The sequence below is a fragment of the Streptomyces misionensis genome (genome assembly GCF_900104815.1).
Lineage (GTDB): Bacteria > Actinomycetota > Actinomycetes > Streptomycetales > Streptomycetaceae > Streptomyces > Streptomyces misionensis.
In genome coordinates this window covers 744,907-758,567 of record NZ_FNTD01000004.1, presented here as the reverse complement: position 1 = coordinate 758,567, position 13,661 = coordinate 744,907, and the positions used below count along the sequence as shown (strand labels likewise).

Annotated in this window: 29 protein-coding genes; 4 read left to right on the top strand and 25 right to left on the bottom strand. The window is 70.5% G+C overall.

The window, feature by feature from the left end; all coding sequences use genetic code 11:
- Positions 1-59: 59 nt before the first annotated feature.
- The 9 genes from BLW85_RS04940 to BLW85_RS04910 form a co-directional block, all read right to left on the bottom strand.
- Positions 60-890: a GIY-YIG nuclease family protein gene (locus BLW85_RS04940; RefSeq protein ID WP_074990951.1), complete on the bottom strand. Its 831-nt coding sequence runs from the start codon at positions 888-890 to the stop codon at positions 60-62.
- 152 nt (positions 891-1,042) lie between these two features.
- Complete coding sequence (locus tag BLW85_RS04935; protein ID WP_079172257.1) at positions 1,043-1,633, bottom strand: hypothetical protein; 591 nt, start codon at positions 1,631-1,633, stop codon at positions 1,043-1,045.
- On the bottom strand, positions 1,630-2,142 hold the full coding sequence (locus BLW85_RS04930; RefSeq protein WP_074990949.1) for a hypothetical protein: 513 nt from the start codon (positions 2,140-2,142) through the stop codon (positions 1,630-1,632). The genes BLW85_RS04935 and BLW85_RS04930 overlap by 4 nt, the downstream gene beginning before the upstream one ends.
- Positions 2,142-2,798, bottom strand: a complete 657-nt coding sequence (locus BLW85_RS04925) for a hypothetical protein (RefSeq protein ID WP_244174813.1) — start codon at positions 2,796-2,798, stop codon at positions 2,142-2,144. The genes BLW85_RS04930 and BLW85_RS04925 overlap by 1 nt, the downstream gene beginning before the upstream one ends.
- Positions 2,798-3,625, bottom strand: coding sequence for a DUF2637 domain-containing protein (locus BLW85_RS04920; RefSeq protein WP_079172256.1), 828 nt, complete (start codon positions 3,623-3,625; stop codon positions 2,798-2,800). The genes BLW85_RS04925 and BLW85_RS04920 overlap by 1 nt, the downstream gene beginning before the upstream one ends.
- 17 nt (positions 3,626-3,642) lie before the next feature.
- Positions 3,643-3,783 carry a hypothetical protein gene (locus tag BLW85_RS39250; protein WP_167381376.1) on the bottom strand — a complete coding sequence of 47 codons (141 nt, stop codon included), beginning with the start codon at positions 3,781-3,783 and terminating at the stop codon, positions 3,643-3,645.
- Between the two features lie 167 nt (positions 3,784-3,950).
- Positions 3,951-4,163 carry a hypothetical protein gene (locus BLW85_RS04915; RefSeq protein WP_074990947.1) on the bottom strand — a complete coding sequence of 71 codons (213 nt, stop codon included), beginning with the start codon at positions 4,161-4,163 and terminating at the stop codon, positions 3,951-3,953.
- Positions 4,160-4,309: a hypothetical protein gene (locus BLW85_RS39245; RefSeq protein ID WP_167381375.1), complete on the bottom strand. Its 150-nt coding sequence runs from the start codon at positions 4,307-4,309 to the stop codon at positions 4,160-4,162. Before BLW85_RS39245 ends, BLW85_RS04915 begins: the two co-directional genes overlap by 4 nt.
- Complete coding sequence (locus BLW85_RS04910; RefSeq protein ID WP_143060417.1) at positions 4,306-4,533, bottom strand: hypothetical protein; 228 nt, start codon at positions 4,531-4,533, stop codon at positions 4,306-4,308. Before BLW85_RS04910 ends, BLW85_RS39245 begins: the two co-directional genes overlap by 4 nt.
- 172 nt (positions 4,534-4,705) lie before the next feature.
- Between BLW85_RS04910 and BLW85_RS04905 the strand changes: the two genes are divergently transcribed.
- The 3 genes from BLW85_RS04905 to BLW85_RS04895 all read left to right on the top strand — a co-directional run bounded on the left by BLW85_RS04905 (position 4,706) and on the right by BLW85_RS04895 (position 5,870).
- Positions 4,706-5,068, top strand: a complete 363-nt coding sequence (locus BLW85_RS04905) for a helix-turn-helix transcriptional regulator (protein WP_143060416.1) — start codon at positions 4,706-4,708, stop codon at positions 5,066-5,068.
- The gene (locus tag BLW85_RS04900; RefSeq protein WP_074990945.1) at positions 5,061-5,471 is read left to right on the top strand and encodes a DUF6221 family protein; all 411 of its coding nucleotides are present in this window, start codon (positions 5,061-5,063) and stop codon (positions 5,469-5,471) included. Before BLW85_RS04905 ends, BLW85_RS04900 begins: the two co-directional genes overlap by 8 nt.
- Before the next feature lie 195 nt (positions 5,472-5,666).
- Positions 5,667-5,870, top strand: coding sequence for a hypothetical protein (locus BLW85_RS04895; protein WP_074990943.1), 204 nt, complete (start codon positions 5,667-5,669; stop codon positions 5,868-5,870).
- A gap of 6 nt (positions 5,871-5,876) precedes the next feature.
- On the opposite strand, the gene BLW85_RS04890 is transcribed toward BLW85_RS04895, so the two are convergent.
- The 15 genes from BLW85_RS04890 to BLW85_RS04835 form a co-directional block, all read right to left on the bottom strand.
- Positions 5,877-6,233, bottom strand: a complete 357-nt coding sequence (locus tag BLW85_RS04890; RefSeq protein WP_074990941.1) for a hypothetical protein — start codon at positions 6,231-6,233, stop codon at positions 5,877-5,879.
- Between the two features lie 162 nt (positions 6,234-6,395).
- Positions 6,396-6,566: a hypothetical protein gene (locus BLW85_RS39240; RefSeq protein WP_167381374.1), complete on the bottom strand. Its 171-nt coding sequence runs from the start codon at positions 6,564-6,566 to the stop codon at positions 6,396-6,398.
- A complete protein-coding gene (locus tag BLW85_RS04885; RefSeq protein ID WP_074990938.1) occupies positions 6,563-6,898 on the bottom strand; it encodes a hypothetical protein in 336 nt (111 codons plus the stop codon). The genes BLW85_RS39240 and BLW85_RS04885 overlap by 4 nt, the downstream gene beginning before the upstream one ends.
- 154 nt (positions 6,899-7,052) lie before the next feature.
- Positions 7,053-7,505: a hypothetical protein gene (locus BLW85_RS04880; protein ID WP_074990936.1), complete on the bottom strand. Its 453-nt coding sequence runs from the start codon at positions 7,503-7,505 to the stop codon at positions 7,053-7,055.
- Between the two features lie 71 nt (positions 7,506-7,576).
- Positions 7,577-8,029: an XF1762 family protein gene (locus BLW85_RS04875; protein ID WP_074990933.1), complete on the bottom strand. Its 453-nt coding sequence runs from the start codon at positions 8,027-8,029 to the stop codon at positions 7,577-7,579.
- A gap of 28 nt (positions 8,030-8,057) precedes the next feature.
- Positions 8,058-8,282 carry a hypothetical protein gene (locus BLW85_RS38305; RefSeq protein ID WP_074990931.1) on the bottom strand — a complete coding sequence of 75 codons (225 nt, stop codon included), beginning with the start codon at positions 8,280-8,282 and terminating at the stop codon, positions 8,058-8,060.
- Complete coding sequence (locus BLW85_RS04870) at positions 8,279-9,040, bottom strand: hypothetical protein (RefSeq protein WP_074990929.1); 762 nt, start codon at positions 9,038-9,040, stop codon at positions 8,279-8,281. The genes BLW85_RS38305 and BLW85_RS04870 overlap by 4 nt, the downstream gene beginning before the upstream one ends.
- 22 nt (positions 9,041-9,062) lie before the next feature.
- Positions 9,063-9,392 (bottom strand): DNA translocase FtsK, encoded by a 330-nt coding sequence (locus BLW85_RS04865; RefSeq protein WP_074990927.1) that lies wholly within the window; start codon positions 9,390-9,392, stop codon positions 9,063-9,065.
- Between the two features lie 39 nt (positions 9,393-9,431).
- Positions 9,432-9,614: a hypothetical protein gene (locus tag BLW85_RS38765; RefSeq protein WP_143060415.1), complete on the bottom strand. Its 183-nt coding sequence runs from the start codon at positions 9,612-9,614 to the stop codon at positions 9,432-9,434.
- Complete coding sequence (locus BLW85_RS04860) at positions 9,611-10,009, bottom strand: hypothetical protein (protein ID WP_074990925.1); 399 nt, start codon at positions 10,007-10,009, stop codon at positions 9,611-9,613. Before BLW85_RS04860 ends, BLW85_RS38765 begins: the two co-directional genes overlap by 4 nt.
- Positions 10,006-10,185, bottom strand: coding sequence for a zinc finger domain-containing protein (locus BLW85_RS04855; protein WP_143060414.1), 180 nt, complete (start codon positions 10,183-10,185; stop codon positions 10,006-10,008). The genes BLW85_RS04860 and BLW85_RS04855 overlap by 4 nt, the downstream gene beginning before the upstream one ends.
- A gap of 23 nt (positions 10,186-10,208) precedes the next feature.
- On the bottom strand, positions 10,209-10,796 hold the full coding sequence (locus BLW85_RS04850) for a hypothetical protein (RefSeq protein ID WP_074990922.1): 588 nt from the start codon (positions 10,794-10,796) through the stop codon (positions 10,209-10,211).
- Complete coding sequence (locus tag BLW85_RS04845) at positions 10,793-11,551, bottom strand: zinc finger domain-containing protein (RefSeq protein ID WP_074990919.1); 759 nt, start codon at positions 11,549-11,551, stop codon at positions 10,793-10,795. The genes BLW85_RS04850 and BLW85_RS04845 overlap by 4 nt, the downstream gene beginning before the upstream one ends.
- Complete coding sequence (locus tag BLW85_RS38300; protein ID WP_074990917.1) at positions 11,548-11,934, bottom strand: hypothetical protein; 387 nt, start codon at positions 11,932-11,934, stop codon at positions 11,548-11,550. The genes BLW85_RS04845 and BLW85_RS38300 overlap by 4 nt, the downstream gene beginning before the upstream one ends.
- Positions 11,931-12,875: a helix-turn-helix domain-containing protein gene (locus tag BLW85_RS04835; RefSeq protein ID WP_074990915.1), complete on the bottom strand. Its 945-nt coding sequence runs from the start codon at positions 12,873-12,875 to the stop codon at positions 11,931-11,933. Before BLW85_RS04835 ends, BLW85_RS38300 begins: the two co-directional genes overlap by 4 nt.
- A gap of 183 nt (positions 12,876-13,058) precedes the next feature.
- Between BLW85_RS04835 and BLW85_RS38760 the strand changes: the two genes are divergently transcribed.
- A complete protein-coding gene (locus BLW85_RS38760; protein ID WP_143060413.1) occupies positions 13,059-13,250 on the top strand; it encodes a hypothetical protein in 192 nt (63 codons plus the stop codon).
- Between the two features lie 57 nt (positions 13,251-13,307).
- On the opposite strand, the gene BLW85_RS04830 is transcribed toward BLW85_RS38760, so the two are convergent.
- The gene (locus BLW85_RS04830; protein ID WP_074990912.1) at positions 13,308-13,637 is read right to left on the bottom strand and encodes a hypothetical protein; all 330 of its coding nucleotides are present in this window, start codon (positions 13,635-13,637) and stop codon (positions 13,308-13,310) included.
- Positions 13,638-13,661 lie beyond the last annotated feature (24 nt).

The following is a 13,661-nucleotide window of genomic DNA, read 5'->3' as shown; positions in this document are numbered from 1 at the left end:
CTCGGGGGAGCACCCGAGGTGCTCGAAACCAGGGGTGCACTCTCAGTGTGGCGGGGCTGTCAACCAACTGTTGGCGCAAGGGCATCGATCCGGATGCCAGGTCGGTTGCGGCGTCCGATCTTGAGCTGACGCTCGACAGGGATGCCATGGGCGACGCATGCCTCACGCAGAGCAGTGACGGTCCAGTACCCGGGCAGACCGGCCTGATGAAGCGTTGTCAGGATGTCGGCGAGGTGGACACCCTGGCCGTTGCCCGCGTGCGCCCTGATCGCCTGGAGCAGCCCTTCACGTGAGACCAGTACCTCGCCCTTGGGCCCGGCATGGAAGCCAGCGATGCGCACAGCCTCTTGGGCCTTGGTCTCGTCAATGTGTCCGCTTCGACTTGCCGGGATCGGAATCCCATTCAGCTTCATGGAGATGTACGTCTTGATCTCCTCGACGTACCGGAACCATTCGGTATTCGGGACGCGGTGCTGGGCGAAGTGCCTGTGCAGGGAGCCCTCAAGGAGTTTCCCGCCCTCCAGCAGGAGGAGAACGGCGTCTGGACGCAGGCACAGAGCATCGAGACGATTACGCAAGTTGGTGGTGTAGCCGATCTTGATGCGATCGCCGTTGCGGATGAAGTACACCCGCGCACCGTGAACACCGGCGAGGTCGAGTTGAGCGGTTTGGGCTTTGGTCACCACGCGAAGCGTTTGCGTGTCAACGGCCACAGGCAGTGGTGCGCGCTTTGCCAGCGAAGCAGCGGAAGCAAGCATCTCGGGAACGATCGCCATAGCCACCTGCATCTGATGATGCGTGCACAAGGGCACCGGCAGCGTGATCGTCGCCAGGTCTGTGCAAGGAGCACCCTCTTCGATGCCTAGGCAGCGCGCGATAGGCTCAGTCATGTCGATCTCCTCAGCAGATCGGCCATGCCCCGGGAGCGTTGGCGCGCTCGCCGGGGTCTGTTCGTTGGATCTTGATTATCTCACAAAAGGGCCCGTCTCCAAGGTGGGAGACGGGCGGGAGAAGCAGGGAGACGATCAGTAGAAAGTGCAGGTCAAACGGGTAGCTCCGTCCCGGAAGACACGTCCGTCTCCCTAACCGGGGTAGGGGCTTCAAGATCCCTCCGCCGGACCCCCCAGGTGGGCACGCCGGCCACCTTCACGTTGCGGTCGAAGGGGATGCCGAGGCGGTCCAATCGGGCCCGCAGATCGGCCATCGTGCGGCCCTCCCAGCCGGCGTGCTCCTGGAGGTGGGCGAGGACGGTCCGCAGGTGCACTCCGGAGCCGTCCCCCATGAGGGCCAGGAGGAGGGCACGCACAGCCTCCGCGTCGGGGGGCGCGGGCGCCTCTTCGTCGGCCTCCTCGACGTCCGCGGAGGCGTTGCGGCCGGCCCTCCATGCGGCGATGACCCACACGCCGCTGAACACCCACATGAGGTTCGGCATGGCGCGGACGAGCCGCCAGAGCAGGTACACGCCGAGGGTGAGGACGGCGAGCCGGAACCAGCAGCCGAGCGCGGCCCGCCACCCAGTGAGGTCGTGGCGTCGGCCGCGCGCCACCCATGCGGTCACGCGCCTGCCGATCGCGCGGGCGAGGATGGCGGAGCCGTCGGCGAGGCGGGCCGCGGGGCGGGCGAGGCGGCTCACAGGAGCCCCGATCCCTGCACGGCGGACACCACGCCGCTCCCGGCGCCGTTGAGGGCGGCAGGCAGCCACGAGAGGGCCCCGGCGACGCCTGCGGTGAGGAGCAGCACGGAGCCGACGAAGAACCCGCCGACGATCCGCCGTTTGTCCGCCTTGCCCGCCGCCTTGTAGGCGAGGACCGCGAGGGCCACCGCGACCACCACCACGACGGCACCGGTCGCGGACAGGCCCGTGAGCTGGCCGCTGGTCAGACTGCTGGCGGCCGTGGTGCCGGTGGCTGCGGAGCCTGCTTGCTGGCCGGCGCCGTTGGCGATGCCGCCGGCGTGTGTGTGGGCCCAGCCGAGTATGCCGCCGGGGCAGGCTGCGGCGCATGCGGCGGCGGCGAAGCCCTTGCCGAACGCGGCGAGTTGCTTCATCTCGCGGCCGCCGCGGTACCAGGGGTGCAAGTTGGCGACGAGGACGAGGAGGGCGGCGAGGAGGCCGCCGAGGGTGAGGGTGGTGGTGCCGGTCATCAGCGGTGGACTCCGGTGAGGGCGAGGATCGGGTCGAACCAGTCGAGGACGCCGAGGCCCCCGACCAGGGTGGTGACGAGGAGGAAGCGGGGTAGGGCGCGGCCGGTACGCCGGCTGAGGGCCCAGCTGACGGCGACGGCGATCCCGGCGATGACGTAGGCGGCCCCCATGCCGACGTCGGTGCGGGCTTGGTGGACGGTGTGGCCCCAGATCCCGACGGGGCTTCGGCCGCCGCACCAGGGGGTGAGCGCGAGCAGGATCGCGACGACCAGCCGCCAGGTGACCAGCGTGTCCCACAGGCGCGCCCACAGCCGCGGCCGGGGCTCCTCCTCCTCGTCGTAGGGGACGAGGATGTGCTCGTGGATGTGGTGGTGGATGACCTCGGCTGGCGGCGGGGGCGGCGGAGTGGGCGGGGGCTCGGCGGTCATGACCGGCGGGGGCGGTGGTGGGGTGCGCCAGGGCGGTAGCTCGTCGGGGTCGGGTGCTCGCGCGGGCAGCGGGGCGCTGGCGGGGATGATCCGGGTGGGGGTGACGGGCCGGCGGGGTTCGGGGGTGGTCATGGTGGGCTCCTGGTGGCCGATGGGGCGGGCGCCGAGATGTTGGAGGTAGTGGCGGGTGCGCAGTTCGTCGCCGCCGGGCGGTGGCTGCGCATCCATCACGCCTCCTTGCTTGCGGGTGCGGGCAGGGTGTCGGGCAGCTGCGCCTGGATGCGCTGGGCTCGCTTCTGGCCGATGCGCAGCTCGGACTGCAGTCGGCGGAGAGATGCGCGCTGCCCGGTCTCGGCGAGCGCGGTTGCGTTGACTTCGAGTGCGGCTGCAAGGAGGTCTGCATCCGCAGCCGGGGTGGGCATGGGGCGCACGATCGCGTCGGATGCGGAGGGTGCACTCTCCGGCTGCTGGGCGGGTGCATCCGGGGCGTGAGCTGCGGCGGATGCGGTTGCGCACACGTCGGGATGCGGCTGCGGGTGGGGGTGGAAGTCGAGAACGAACGCGGCCCGCGAATCCGAGTCGGCGACTTCGACCGCCTGTTCGGCTGCGCGCTCGAAGTCGGTACCCGCGTCCGGTTGCGCAGGCGTCGCTGTGGCCTGGGCGCGGTGGAGTGCGTCGTGGACCTGCCGCATGAGTGCACCGAATGCGATGAGTGCAGCCGATGGGGGGACGGCTGCGACTACGTACTCCATCGGCTGCGCGCTGTCGCCGACGCCGAACACGTTGAGTGCGATGGAGCCGAGGGACCCGACTGCGGCGAGTGCGTATGCCCACCGGTCGACTGCGCCGCGGAGGGATGCGCGGAGGACGAGGAGTTCACCGGCGATGATGAAGAGGTCGACGGTTGCGGGCCAGGCCCAGGCGCGTGCGCCGCCGAGGCCGTTGCCGCCGGCGATGTCGTGGAGGTGTTCGTAGGACAGCCAGAAGGCGGCGCCGGTGAGGGCGATGGTGACGACTGCGGCGCCGGCGGCGAGCGCGGCGGTCGGGTTCTTCACGGTGCTTCTCCGGGCGGTTAGCGGCGGCGGTTGTGCCAGGCGTAGGCGGCGAGCAGGGTGCAGACGACGGCGGGAGCCCAGAGGCCGTTGAGCGCGGCGACGACGGCGAGGACGGTGAACCCGCGGCGGGCGAGCGGGTGTTGGAAGTGGCGGCGCATGGTGCCTCCGGGGTGCCGGCCCCCGCGGACGGGGGGATGTTGGGTACGCGGGGGCCGGCGGTCTGGGGTGGGTCAGTGGGTGGTCATCCAGACGACGGCGAAGATGCCGGCGGCGAAGCTGAGGATGATGCCGAGGCCGAAGCCGAACTTCTCCATGGCGTTGCTCCTTACCTGGCGGCTCGGTACCAGCGGCCCTTGGTGTCCTGGGCGCGGTCGCGGTCTTCCCACGCTTGGCCGGCGCGGGCGGCTTGTTGGGCGCCACTGCGGTGGTGGCTGGCGCGGCGTTGCCGTGTGGCGCGTTCGGTGGCGGACTCGCGGCCGGCGTACTGGGTGGCGGCGCGCTCGTGGTCGTTGCCGAGGAGGCGGTCGAGCCAGCTCACCGTTGCCTCGCTTCCTGTGCGGCGAGGTTCTGCCGGACGTCGGCGGCGGCCTGGTAGTCGGCTTGGCAGGCTTCGACGGTGGCGGGTTCGGCGAGGATCTGGTTGGCGCGCGGGGTGCGGTCGGGCTCGGGCTGCTGGGCGGTCACTGCTTTCGCCCCGCTTTCAGGACTTCGTCCATGGTGTGCCCGGCGGCGAGCGCCTTGTCGAACAGGTCGTTGGCGCGCCACTCGGCGGCCTTCCAGTCCGGGTCGTTGTCGCAGTTGCGGATGCCGACCCTGGCGGCGATGTCGCGGCAGGCTTGGGTGGCTTCGGCGTACTCGGCCAGGACGGGGCTGGGCGGTTGCGGTGCCGGGCTTGTACCGTGTGTCACGGTCATCTCTCCTGTTCACGGCAGGTTGATGGCTGGCCCCGGCGGGAGGTGCAACTCCCGCCGGGGCCGTACTTGTTGGTGCCGTTCCACAGTGACAGAACCTCTGGACATTGTCCAGAGGTTCAGGGAGGATGTAGCCGTGCCCAAGAACCCTGAAAGCGAGGGGAGCCGCTTGATCACCTTGAAGCAGATCGAGCTGGAGCACGGGGTCAGCCGGTCGGCACTGCACACGTACCGGCGCAGCGCCTCCTTCCCCCGGCCAGTTCAGATCGAGGGCTCTACGAAGATCCAGTACCGCGCTGACGAGGTGGCCGCGTGGTTCGAAGCGAACCCGCCGCAGCAAGGCAAGCGGACAGACCTCGCCCCGCCCAAGCAGCAAGGAGTGCCCCAGATGAGCACCTACATCCTGACCATGCGGATCGAGGCCGACTCGGACGTCACGGCGGAGCAGGTCCGGCAGGAGATCTACGACGCCTGCTCGGACGTCCCGTTCGGGTTCGACATCACCGGGGTCGAGGAGCCGTCGGATGGATGATCTGGTGCAGTTCCTGCGCGCCCGGCTGGACGAGGACGAGCGGGTAGCACAGGCCGCGGGCGGCGCCTGGGTGGACGGGCCGGCTGCCAACTGGGTGACGGCGGTCCCGGTCGGGGAGTCGTCGGGACCGGTTCACCGTGTGGCTCTTGCGATCACCGGTGGCGAGCGCGACCACATCGTTCGTCATGATCCGGCGCGTGTCCTGCGCGACGTCGAAGCCCAGCGTGCCCTGCTTGAGCTTCACCACGCCGAACTGATCGAGGTGGTCAACGCCGACCACGAGGAGCGATCCGGGGACTGGTGCGCCGAGTGCGACGGCGAGACGTTCCCGTGCCGGACGCTGCGCCTGCTCGCTTCGGCGTACGCCGATCACCCCGACTACAACGAGGCGTGGCGTCCGTAGTCGCGCCCGCGCAGACGAGAAGCCCCGACCACTGGCCGGGGCTTCGTCGTGTCGGGGAGCCGTCCCGAGTAGCACGCGATTCGTGGTGCAGCAGCGGAGACCAGAACCGCAGATCCAGCATCCCCCCGGTGTCAAGCAGATCCGTTCGGCCGTACCGAGCGCGCGCCCGCGGCCGGGTCACGGGACGCTGGGTGTATGCCTGCCGTGATCGTGTACCCGCCTGATGAGGATGGTGGCCGGCGTGTCCGGATCGACGGCGAGATCTCGGGCAGGGCGTTCCGGTTGACCGATGTGGTGGAGTTCCTGCGCCGCGCCGGCCTGGAGGGCGTGGACGACCTGGACGTGATCCGGGCGGACTGGATCGTGTGGCGGGGCGGCGGACCAGACGCGTGGGGGTAGCGGCGGCTACGACGCCCCGTAGAACGGGGAGGCCACGCACCTGAGCATCGTGCACACCACCTTCTCGTCGCCCGGCCCGCCTGGTGCGGCGCCGATGCGGAGGCTCCAGCAGCCGCATGTGGGGCACGGGTCGGGGCCGGCGGGCTTCGTCGTGTCGAGCCAGTCGTTGAACGAGGCGGGCATGGGCCACCGCTCGTAGGTGCTGCTGGAGGGCTGGCGGTTGGCTTTCCACTCTTGCAGTGAGGTGATGATCTGGTCGTCGCTGAGCTGGTCGGTTTCGGGGGTGCGCTGTAGGGCGGCGATGTGGCGGGTGCCGTCGGGGTTTTCGCGGCTGACGATGCGGTGGTCGTCGTTTTCGGCCATGGCTGGTTCCCTCCGGGGCGTGAGGGATCAGGGTGCGCCCGAGATCAGTGGGGGTCAAGGGCGCGGACGCCGGCCGAACACGCAAGCGCCCCGCCGGCTGGGCGGGGCGCCGGGCGTTGAGCGGTCACTTCGCCGTGAGCTTGATGCCGCCGCCGTCGAGGGCTACTTGCTCCTCCGTGCTGCGCGCGCGAGGGCGCGTCGGGTGGCCCGGTTGGGCCGGGGGTCGGGCGCGTCGTCGGCTATGACCTCCTCGGTGCGCACGAGTTCGGTGGACCAGGTGGCGCCGGTCGTGGGCGTGTGCTCGCCGCGGGGCGTGCTGGACGGACCGGTCACGGCTGGCCGCCGAGGATGGCGCGGGCGACGGTGAGGGCGTGCGGTTCGACGTGGTCTTGCCAGCCTGGGTGGGTGCTGTGGTTGAGCTTGGCGGCCGTGGTCTCCAGCCAGTCGGCGAGGGCGAGGCCGACGGTGGGGTCCATGGCGGCGATGTAGTTGGCGAGTTCGGGGGTCTGGGTGGTGGCGACGTCGTACAGGCCGGGGGTTCTGCCCTGGGTGACGTCGCACCCTTCCGCGTGGAAGGGCTGGAGGGCGGGTTCGGGTGCGCTGACGGCGGTGGCGAGTGCGCGGAGTTTGTCGGCTGCGGCGGCGAGTTCGTCTGCGGGGTTCACTGTTCTCCTTGATCGAAAGTCCTGTACGCCCGTCTGCGGGCCTGGAGTTGGTCCCTGTGTCGCGTGAGTCGCGCGCGCTCTGTGGGGCTGTCTGGCGCCCGCCTAGCCCCTCTGTGGGGCCGCGCTGCACCACACGGCCCCACAGAGGGTTGGCTCAGTCCGTCTCGGGCTGCCCGGACCGCGCCGGGGCGGCACCGGTGCAGATCCACGGGTACAGGACGGTCTTGTCGATCTGCGGGCGGCAGACGGGGCAGTCCTCCGCGTTGCCACCGGTGTGCGCCTCCTCGCCGCCCGGTGCCTCGTCCTGCTGCGCCTCGCCAGCCAGACGGCGCAGCGCCTCGGCGACGCGGAGGATGCCGACGTTCTCGGAGACCTGCGCGGCGGCCCGTGGGCCAGTGCAGCGCTCGAACTGCCGCAGGGACTCGGCGACCTCGGCGGCCTCCAGCAGGACGGCGGCCCGCTGGTCGGGCGCGGGCAGCACTGCGGCGATCCCGGCGAGCGCCTTCTCGCGCGCGGCGGGCAGCAAGGTGTCGTCCAGCGCAGCCTCGACGGCGCTGAGAGCGGCCTCGGCGATGCGGTCGCGGAGGTCGGGGTCGAGCTGGGTCACGGGTACTCCTGTGAGATGGTCGGGGCGCCGGCTCGGGCGGATTGGAGCCGCCCGAGCCGCGCAGAGGTGAGTCATGCGGTGGCTTCCCACAGCGTTCGAGGGATCCATTCAGTGCCGGTCGGCGTCCGCGGCCGGCTCGGGACGCTCCACCCGGGACGGGCCGGGCGCTCGGCGATGACACGCCAGCCAGCTGCTCGGAGGCTGGCGCCCGTCTCGCCGGCCTGCGTGTAGGTGATGAGTCGCGTGTAGCCGAGGGCCTTTGCTGCGCGCCACGCGGCCCCGTACAGCAAGCTGTTGGCGTTGGCGGTGCCGTCGGTGGCGGTGCGGGTGACTTCGAGGGTCTGCCCGTTGTCCAGGTGGCGGGCGACCGGCCGGCCGACTATGGCGACTCCGCGGAGCACTCCTTCGTCGTCTGCCGCGCCGACGGCGAAGACCATGCCGACGGGCGCCGGGTGGTGCCGGTGCCACATGGCGACGTAGGCCGCGGCATCGCGGAACCGTATGGGCACCAGGTGCAGGCTCACGGCGGGTCTCCGTTCGGTGGTGTGCGGGTCACGACTGGCGGGCGGCAGACGAGGCAGCGGCGCAGCTGGGGCACAGGTCGACCAGGCGGCCGGCCCGACGGCGGCGCGCCCAGCCGTCAGCTCGGCCGTCGGCACGCACCTGGCTGGCGGTCCTCGATGCGAACCGGCTGGGAACGGCGGCGCTGTCGGGGCAGTCGGTGTCCTCGGCGGGGCCGTCGCATGAGACCTCGACGCCGATGGGGTAGGCGGTCATGCGGTCCGCCCGCGGTCGTCGCTGTCGTCGGCGACGACGTGCGCCTCCACGGCGGGGTCTTCGGTGATGCCGAGCGCGCGGAGGGTGGCGCAGGGGTAGGCACTCTCGGACCAGATGCCGGTCTCGGGCGGCGGGAACATGAGCTGGGCGCAGTGCAGGCAGATCGCGAGGCCGTTGTGCTCGCCCTTCTCGTGCTCGGCGATCACGGCGGCGACCACGGCACGGACGCGGCTCAGCTCCCGGTTGGCGCGGGCTCCCTGCTCTGCGAGGGCGGTCTGCCGCTCCAGCTCCTCGCGCAGCTTCTCGACCTCGGCCATCGGGGTGATCAGGTCGAGGGCGTTCTCCCACGGGCAGTTCATCGAGGAGTGCTCGCCGATGACCTCCTCGGGGGCGACGGCGTAGGCCAGCTTGTCGGCCATGTCGTGGAAGTGGTCGCGCTCGTCGATGGTCTCGCCGTGCGCGCGCTCCTCGCGGGCCAACTTGGCGCGGAGGGCGATTAGTTCCGACTCGCGGCGTGCGGCCAGCTCGCCGTACTCGCGGGCCTGGGCGCGGAGGCGGCGGATCTCGGCGGCCATGACGGTGGCCTCCTCCGCGCGCTCCCCGCGCGGCCGGGTGAAGCCGCACAGCTCGCAACGCAGGTGGGTCAGCGAGCCAGTCCAGGTGTGCTGGCCGTCCTGGCGGCCGTTGACGACGGCCTCGGGGCAGCGGGTGGCGGCGTTGGCGCGGGTTTCGATCGCGTCGAGGTCGAGCTGGGTCACGGGTACTCCTCGGGTAGACGGGTCAGGCTTCGTCGCGGGGCGGGTTCGGCCAGCGCTTGCGGCAGGCGGTCTTGTTGGCGCAGACCGTGATGCTGATCTGCTGCTCGTCGTTGGTGTGGGTTCGGAATCCCCGGCGTCCGATGCGCCCGCACTGCTGGCAGTACTGGGCGTGCACGGTGCGGGCCGCGCTTCCGTCGGCGGGCCCGACCCAGCCCTGCTGGTGCAGTTCGTCAAGGAGGTCGTTGGCGCGGGCGAAGGTGATGTTCATCCAGCGCTGGAGGGCGCTCGTTGCTGCGAGGTTGCGGGAGGCGATCAGACGGAGTGCCCGGTCCGCCTCGGTCTCGGTGTTCACGGTGCTCCTTGGGTGTGGTGGTCGTGTCGGTGCGGTGGGTCAGGCGGTGTTCTGCACCGTGTTCTTGATGTGGGTGGGCCTGGGGGCGTCTGGTGTGCCGACGGTGTTGCAGAGGGCGGCCCAGTGAGCGTCTTGCTGCTGCTGTGTCCAGTGGCCCCACGGTTGGGCGGGTTGGGGTCGGACGGGTATCTCCTCGGCGAGGAGGCGTTCGAGGGGGCTCACAGTGCTCCTCGCAGTCCTGCCGCCAGTTGTTCGTCGGTGCCGTGGTCGAAGAGGTCGTTGAAGTCGATGAAGCCGGTGGTCTCTTCGTTTTCGCGGGCGCGGGACCAGTCGCGGGCGCACAGCCAGAGGACGGGTGGGGTCTGTTCGTCCCAGGGCTGCTGTTCGCGGACGTAGCGGAAGACGACGCGGTGTTGGTGGCACCAGGTGCAGGTGGATTCGTGGGCGGTGCCGAGGCGGAGGGCGTTTTCTTGGCGGTCGAGTTCGGCTTGGACGTCGGCCCAGGTGGTGTCGCAGCGGGCGCAGGGGCCGGGGTTGGCGAGGCTGCCGTGTGGGGGCTGGATGGGGAAGGAGTGCTTGCAGAGGGAGACCTTGCGGCGGTCGTCTCGGGTGGTCATGCGGCGTTCTCCTGTTCCCAGGCGGTGATGCGGGTGTGGTGTGGTTCGGGGAGCGCCCGGCCGTTGGTGCGGAGTACGCAGGGTTTGCCGGGGAGTGCGCGGCAGTGGGGGCACTGGATGGCGCGTGCGGGGTGTCCGACGGTGGTGGTGAGGGTGGCGCGGAGGCTGTCGGGCATGGGGGCGCCGGGCCGGCGGGCGTTCATGCGGTCGCCGGCTTGCGGGAGGTGGTCCACAGGTCGATGCCGTGGCGGATCGCGTGGCAGCTGTGCAGGAAGCCGGGCGTGTAGTCGCTGAAGTCCCACTCCGGCAGGTCGCCGAAGTCCCAGTCGTTGTAGCGGAAGTCCGCCAATGCCGCGCGGGCGCCTGCCTCGTGGCTGATGTCGCCCATTTCGAAGATCTCGCGGGTGACCTCGGCGCCGATGCCGCGCGGCGCTTCGCCGTGTCGGATGGAGTGGACGACGTACTGCTTCACCTGCTGCTCGAAGAGGTCCGGGTTGAAGCCCTCGATCTCGTCGCGTCCGGCGCGGACCTTCTCGGACCAGTAGCCGGGGTTGATCTCGCCGGGGAACGCGGTACGACGGAACAGGTCGAACATGTCCGGGGTGGCGTCGATGTCGAAGTGGAACGTCCAGCCGCTCTTGACGACCAGGTTGAACGGCCAGGTGATCAGCTCGAACGGGTACTGGCCGTCAGGGTCCTCGAATCGCAGGTGCCGGTACAGGCCGTCCTCGTGCAGCACCGTCATCGTGTGGCGGGCGAAGCGGGCGGCGATCGGGTCGGTGCTCATGCGGTCTCCTCGGTGATGATCTCGGCGTCGGGTATGTCGTCGTCCGACTGCTGGCGGGCGAGGTGGCGGGCGGACATCTCACGGATTCGCTGTTCTGCGGCGGCGCGTTCGTCGCGGGTCTGGTTCGGCTGGCCGTTGGCGGCGCGCAGGCGGGCGCTGTGCGGCTTGATGCGCGGCTTGCCCAACGGCTGTTTCTCCGAGGCCCCAGGGCTCTTGCAGGGGCGGCCTATCGCCGCGCCGCAGGCGGGGCACGCGATGCCGAGGGGCCCGGACCGGCGCACAGTGTCGAGGAGTTCGACCACGACAGGCTCGTCCTCGCTGTCGACCGTGCGGTTGCCCTGCCAGCCGCGGGTTTCCAGCTCCTGCATGAACGCCTTCGACGGGCCGCCCTCCAGCGCCAGTCGGCCGGTGGGCGGGGCGATGCGGCCGGAGGCGATGGCTTGGACCTGGCCGCGGTAGCGGGCGAGGTATTCGCTGGTGGTTTCGCCGGGGATGGGTTCGTACTGGAAGTTCTCCAGCCGGGCCGACCGGATCTTGCTGCGGAGGGTGCGGACGTGGTGCGGGAGGATCCACAGTTTCGCGTCGGGGTCTTTCGGCGGAGTCGTGTAGTAGGCGGCGACCGCGGCCTTGGTGTCGGCGTCGAGGGGGAGGTCGTGGAGGGCGGATGCCCATGCGATGGCGGCGGCGACGGAGGGTTGCCGGTTGTCGAAGCCGGAGCAGTGGGCGAGGAGTTCGGCGGCCTCTTTGGCGTTCACCGGCCGTCCTCCTCGCGCTGCTCGCCGGGGTGGGTGAGGTTGCGGACGGGCTTCCACGGGGGCTTGCCGCTGCCGGGGCACGGTTCGGACCAGCCCTTGCCGCCCCAGCGGTGGTTGCCCATGACGCCGTCGCGGGTCATGGCGCGGTCCTTCATGCAGTGCTTGCACCAGCCGCGCGGGCGGGCGGGCTCGGGGACGGCCGGGTAGACGATCAGGTAGCAGGGGTGGCCGACGGTGCGGTGCTTCTCGCCGTCGATGCGGAAGCGGAGGTAGCCGCCGCCCGCGCCAACGATGGTGGCGGGCTTGCCGTCGTACGTGATGCGCATGCCGTGGCGGGCGGGCACGTCGTAGGTGCGGCGGATCCACTCCATCGTGCTGGTCATGCGGAGTCTCCTTCCTGGCGGAGTTGTTCGGCGATGGCCATCCAGCCGGCGACCTTCGCGTCGGTGCCGGTGAGGGTCTGGCCGGTGGGGAGGTGGAAGACGTTGCCGGGGCGGCGGGCTCCGCGGTCGGCGTCTTCGGCGATCCACTTCCGCCAGGCTTCGGGCCAGTTGCGGCGGCGGGTGCCGGTGGATCGGTAGTGGGAGATGAACTGCTGGGTGGAGTGGGCGAGGTTGACGTGGGGGTGGACGTCGTTGGCCCAGCGGCGCATGGCGTCGGTGACGGTGAAGCCGTCGGTGTCGATGGGTGCGGGGGGCCCTTCGGGCCAGGCGGCCAGCGCGGCGCCGGGCGCGGTGTTGTCGACGGGCTCGTCCACCCCCCGGTTCAACGGACGGTTAGTGGGTGGTTCAAAGGACGGTTTGGGTGACGTGGGCGTCACCCCGGTTGCGACGTGGGCGTCACCCCACTCGGACGTGGGCGTCACCCCGGGGGTGACGTGGGTGTCGGGGGGTGACGTGGGCGTCACCCCTGACGTGGACGTCACCTCACTCTTGGGGTGAGCTGTGTTTTTACGTCCGCCCCGCGCGCGGGATGACGTCAGCGTCACCCGTGACGCCTGCGTCGCCTCATCGTCGCCAGCGCGGCCACCCGGCACGGTGTTCTCCACCGCCAGGTCGTAGACCGCGGGCCGGCGTTCGGCCGGGATGTGCGCGGCCACGGCGGGGTCGCCGGGGCGGATGAGGTTGAGCTTGAGGAGTTCCTTGAGGTCGCGCTGCACGGACCGTTCCGTCTTGCAGGCGTACGCGGCGAGCGTGCGCACGGACGGGTAGGCACCGCGGCCCTGCTTGTCGGCGTGGTCGGCGAGGCCGAACAGGGTGCCGAGCAGCTGCGGAGGCATGGGCGGTGCGTACTTGAGCGCCCACACGGTGGCTTCCAGGCTCAACGGTCCTTCTTTCGATTGTGCTGGTCAGGGCATGTCGAGTAACGCCCCTTGTCAGGGCGGTTGTTCGAGCGCCTTTCCTGCCCTTGATTCTACCCTGGGGTGTATAGTCACCCGCAACACATAAGCAATACGATCAAGCGGGTGGGGGTGTGTGGCGGGTGACCGGTCAGCTACGCTGTCGACATGACGACGAAGGGGACGCCCGGCCGCATGGTCCGCATCGAGGACGACGTATGGGCGGACTACGAGAAGGTGTGCAAGGAGAAGGGCCTCGCGCGCGCCGCAGACATCCGCATGTACGTCATGCGTGAGGTCAACGCCTGGCGCCGGCGTCAGCGCGACATCCAGGCCGCGAAGAACATCGCCGAGTCCTGACACTGCCCCTCCTCTCTCCGGGCCCCGCACCGTGCTGGTGCGGGGCTCTGTTGTGCGTCAGCGGTAGTTGTGGATGACCAGCCAGGCGGGCTCCGGGTGGTCGGAACAGCCGAGGCGAGCGGCGACGTCGTCGAGCGCTGAGTCCCATGCGGCCAGCTCTGCGACAGACGCGAGCGTGTCGGCGGTGAGGCGGACGACGGTGTTCTCGGCGACGGTGGTGAACCGGGTGACGAGGAGCATCTGGTCGTAGTCGCCGATGACGTGGTGGCCGACGCTGTCCTTGACCAGGTCGGGGCCGTCTCCGATGACCTGGTCGATGAGGTCGAGGTCGGTGTCGGCGGGGATCTCGAAGCCGTAGGCGAGGCTGACGGAGTGGTAGAGGCCCATGTCGTGTTCTCCTTGGTGGGTGGC

Bases quoted from the DNA above. Each gene is read 5' to 3' on its own strand.
- BLW85_RS04890 (WP_074990941.1), bottom strand. From the start codon at position 6,233: ATGGCCGAAAACGACGACCACCGCATCGTCAGCCGCGAAAACCCCGAC.
- BLW85_RS04930 (WP_074990949.1), bottom strand. From the start codon at position 2,142: ATGACCGGCACCACCACCCTCACCCTCGGCGGCCTCCTCGCCGCCCTC.
- BLW85_RS04895 (WP_074990943.1), top strand. From the start codon at position 5,667: ATGCCTGCCGTGATCGTGTACCCGCCTGATGAGGATGGTGGCCGGCGT.
- BLW85_RS04940 (WP_074990951.1), bottom strand. From the start codon at position 890: ATGACTGAGCCTATCGCGCGCTGCCTAGGCATCGAAGAGGGTGCTCCT.
- BLW85_RS38760 (WP_143060413.1), top strand. From the start codon at position 13,059: ATGACGACGAAGGGGACGCCCGGCCGCATGGTCCGCATCGAGGACGAC.
- BLW85_RS04830 (WP_074990912.1), bottom strand. From the start codon at position 13,637: ATGGGCCTCTACCACTCCGTCAGCCTCGCCTACGGCTTCGAGATCCCC.
- BLW85_RS39250 (WP_167381376.1), bottom strand. From the start codon at position 3,783: ATGCGCCGCCACTTCCAACACCCGCTCGCCCGCCGCGGGTTCACCGTC.
- BLW85_RS04925 (WP_244174813.1), bottom strand. From the start codon at position 2,798: ATGGATGCGCAGCCACCGCCCGGCGGCGACGAACTGCGCACCCGCCAC.
- BLW85_RS38300 (WP_074990917.1), bottom strand. From the start codon at position 11,934: ATGACCAGCACGATGGAGTGGATCCGCCGCACCTACGACGTGCCCGCC.
- BLW85_RS04850 (WP_074990922.1), bottom strand. From the start codon at position 10,796: ATGAGCACCGACCCGATCGCCGCCCGCTTCGCCCGCCACACGATGACG.
- BLW85_RS38305 (WP_074990931.1), bottom strand. From the start codon at position 8,282: ATGACCGCCTACCCCATCGGCGTCGAGGTCTCATGCGACGGCCCCGCC.
- BLW85_RS04855 (WP_143060414.1), bottom strand. From the start codon at position 10,185: ATGCCCGACAGCCTCCGCGCCACCCTCACCACCACCGTCGGACACCCC.
- BLW85_RS04860 (WP_074990925.1), bottom strand. From the start codon at position 10,009: ATGACCACCCGAGACGACCGCCGCAAGGTCTCCCTCTGCAAGCACTCC.
- BLW85_RS04900 (WP_074990945.1), top strand. From the start codon at position 5,061: ATGGATGATCTGGTGCAGTTCCTGCGCGCCCGGCTGGACGAGGACGAG.